This is a genomic window from Olivibacter sp. XZL3, assembly GCF_004368405.1.
Lineage (GTDB): Bacteria > Bacteroidota > Bacteroidia > Sphingobacteriales > Sphingobacteriaceae > Olivibacter.
In genome coordinates this window covers 1-3343 of record NZ_SBJH01000023.1, presented here as the reverse complement: position 1 = coordinate 3343, position 3343 = coordinate 1, and the positions used below count along the sequence as shown (strand labels likewise).

Here is a 3343-nt window from a genome sequence, read left to right as displayed (position 1 = left end):
CCACATTCCAACAGGATAGCAATAGCAATTCTGATTGGAATTTTTTAGTTTTGGATGTAGCTAGCTAAGGGAAGACTACACCACTATCTATACCAAAAATATCAGCAATCAGTTACGGCTGGATGTACAACGGTACAACAGCCAATATCCTCCGATTGAAATTGAGGTTTTTTCCGATGCCCACGACCGATTTTTAATCATTGACGACACGGAACTTTACCATATCGGAGCATCACTGAAAGACCTGGGCAAAAAATGGTTTGCCTTTTCGAGAATGGATATTGAAGTGGGCAGAATGCTCCAATTGCTAAATAGAACTTAATTAAATCCCTGTTTTGACAGGGATTTAAAAATCTAATTTCTTCTTGTCCAACTTAAATTAGCAGATATTAATTCGACTATTAGAGTTTCCAGTATTTGATTTACCCATTCTAATTCAAAAATTAAGTTGTTCTTAGCGAACCTAAAAGTTAAATCTTGCTTTTCTGCGTGGAATATCTTATTCCGTAAATAGTAACAATATTTAATACAGATGAAGACAACAATTTCTAATTCGGTATTCGTTGCAGGGTTTTTAACCCTATCTTCCAAATATTCTTTAATCTTTTTAAAGATTATTTCTCTGTCTGTTGAAGACTTATTATTGTGATAAAGGTCTTTGATATAGTCGAACTTATTAAACTTACTTTCAACTTTATCCATATTGAGAATATCTTTTAAATCAGCTTCAAAATAACTGATATTATCAAGCAGGTTTTTACAAATAATCTTATTTTGATACCTGAAGATAAAAGCAATAAAGGCAACTATCTTCTCTTTAGTATCATAATCATTACTTAGTAGCTCATAGAAACGAACTTTTTCCCGAAGTTCTTTAGCTGTAACATTTCTTGCTCTATGCAGTGATTTTGAAAATAATGTTGGATTAGTAAGTATAAAATTTCGCATTAATCGGTGGCATTCGTTTTCGTTTGCACCATTTCCAAAGTAATAATAGATAGAATTAAAAGATTTCCATAACTTTTCAAACCGCTCACTTTCTTCATTGGTAATTTTCGATTTCAAAAGATAGGTTAAAGCATATTGGATTGCTTTAGATTTATCATTAACCTTGAATATGTCGTTGATATTGACAGTTAAAATATCAACACCTTGAAATTTGTCGGTTAATATCTGCTCGATACCAATTTTTGTGGTTGGCAAAGAAAGCATTGTTTCTTCTCCTGTTTGCTTTATTCGGTTGATGGAGATATTCTGTATAGGAACGAAACGGTTTACTCGGATGTAATAGTAAATCAGAGATTTTATAATCTGATTATGAATAGAACTGCTTTCTGAAAAAACAATATTTATGAGATTGATTTTTGCAGTTCTATTGCACTTTATTGTTACTGTATCATTCTCAATCACTAATTCGTCATTTGTATCTGAACTTCCTCTATACTCCATTTCAAATACTTCCCGAGAGATTGAAACGTCAGGAGCGTCAAAACTTATATTGATAGAATAATTGTGCTTTATTTTATTTTTTGCGAATGTCTTAATGGAGCTTGTTATAAAGCTGTCAAACTTTGATTTCTTTTCATAATTATAAATATCATAAACGTAGGGATATAAATCCTTAAACTTTATCTTGAAATCTGTTAATGTATAAGGGTCGCCATTAAACGAATTGTGCAAAATCAAAAGTTTATCATTTATAGTTTTAACTGGCTTTCCTTTCTTTTTTTTGGTCAATCTAACATCTTCGCCAAAATTTTGCAATGCCCTAAAGGCTTGCTCCTTAACTTCAAATATCCTATCCGTTTTCATCAAACGATACAATTCCCTTTTGCTTTCAAAGCATTTATACTTTGAAAGGAAGTCTATTGCGTTCAATCTGTTCCGGTAGTCAGATATATCATTTGCAAGATTTACATACTCTGCAATGTTGTTTGGTTTCTTATTCTCGAAATCCTTTTTAGCCATATTCTTCCCATATAGTTTAATCGTCAAATTTAATCAAAACCAATCTGTATTCGGTTGCCTCGCCTATTATGTTTACGCCAAATCCTGCCTTTCAAAGCCAAACTCTGCCACTTCTGCAAAGGCTCTTATCTATTGCTATAATTTTAGGCTTCAAGTAAAATTCTAAACAAAATTATAGTATGAATACGCAACAAAAAGACCTATCGTATTTCAGATTACGACTGCAAGAATTATTAAACACCAACTTCCCCGAAAAAGCAAACGACCAAAAATTTATTGAGCAACGTTCTTCGTGGGCTGCTAATGCCTACGAGGGTGCTTTTAGTTCGGGAAATGCAGTTGAACAATGCAACGAAATAGCCAATTACATTCTTTTTGAGGGCTTGCACTTCTCCAAATTCGACACTGTTTTTCAGGTGATATGCAATGAATTTGATACCATAATGGCAGATGAGGAACTGCGACCTTTCGCCCTGAAAATGTTCCCTGTTTGTGAGCCTGTTTTCTCCGGCTATGAACTAACCGATGATTTCGCTTATAACACAGAGTATGACCTGCTCTATACCGAAATAACCGGAACCATCGCAATATGGATAGAGGAAAATGGGCTTCAGTAAGAAGCAACATCTCCAACAGAATATTGATGCCCTGCGAATTGCTTTTAAACTGGAAAAGGAGAAACGACAAGCTACCGTAGGCGAAAGACTGCTAATGATGCAATACAGCGGATTTGGCGGTCTTAAATTCGTTCTGAACCCCATAGCAAATGAAATAGACATCAATCATTGGAGAAAAACGGAACACGACCTGTTCCCAATTACGCAGGAACTACACCAGCTACTCAAAGAAAATTCCGAAGACGAAAAGCAATACCGCAGGTATGTGGACAGTATGAAAAGCTCCGTATTGACGGCTTTTTATACACCGCCACAGGTCATAGATGTGATTTCCGCAACCTTGCGTGAAAGCGGTCTAAACATTGACAAATTCCTTGAACCCTCCGCAGGTATCGGCTCATTTGTACAATCCTTTTCGGAAAACCAACAAAGTGTTACCGCTTATGAAAAGGATTTGCTCACAGGCAAGATTTTAAAACAGCTTTATCCCGAAAGCAATATCCGTATAAGCGGTTTTGAAGAAATTTCCGAAAAGGAACAAAACAGCTATGATGTAATTGCCAGCAACATACCGTTTGGCGATACTTCTGTTTTCGACCTTTCTTATTCCCGAAGCAAAGACAATGCAAAAGTACAAGCAGCCCGAAGCATACACAATTACTTTTTCTTGAAAGGTGCTGATTGTACGTCTTCAAACTAAATTAGACACATTAGGATGAAACCTTAAGGAGACTTTCGAGTTATAAATTTATTAATTT

Annotated in this window: 2 protein-coding genes and 2 pseudogenes; 3 read left to right on the top strand and 1 reads right to left on the bottom strand. The window is 35.1% G+C overall.

The window, feature by feature from the left end:
• Window positions 1-82: 82 nt before the first annotated feature.
• Window positions 83-322, top strand: a pseudogene (locus tag EPX21_RS23415) (ORF6N domain-containing protein); the annotation flags it as partial.
• A gap of 32 nt (window positions 323-354) precedes the next feature.
• Here the strand turns inward: EPX21_RS23415 and EPX21_RS06195 are convergent.
• Complete coding sequence (locus tag EPX21_RS06195; protein ID WP_134088798.1) at window positions 355-1968, bottom strand: hypothetical protein; 1614 nt, start codon at window positions 1966-1968, stop codon at window positions 355-357.
• 179 nt (window positions 1969-2147) lie between these two features.
• On the opposite strand from EPX21_RS06195, the gene EPX21_RS06190 reads away from it, so the two are divergent.
• Window positions 2148-2585: a DUF1896 domain-containing protein gene (locus tag EPX21_RS06190; protein WP_134088797.1), complete on the top strand. Its 438-nt coding sequence runs from the start codon at window positions 2148-2150 to the stop codon at window positions 2583-2585.
• A pseudogene (locus EPX21_RS06185) lies at window positions 2572-3267 on the top strand (DNA methylase); the annotation flags it as partial. The gene EPX21_RS06190 and the pseudogene EPX21_RS06185, both read left to right, overlap by 14 nt.
• Window positions 3268-3343: the final 76 nt, after the last annotated feature.

Coding starts and splice junctions, on each gene's coding strand:
- EPX21_RS06195 (WP_134088798.1), bottom strand. CDS start 1,968: ATGGCTAAAAAGGATTTCGAGAATAAGAAACCAAACAACATTGCAGAG.
- EPX21_RS06190 (WP_134088797.1), top strand. CDS start 2,148: ATGAATACGCAACAAAAAGACCTATCGTATTTCAGATTACGACTGCAA.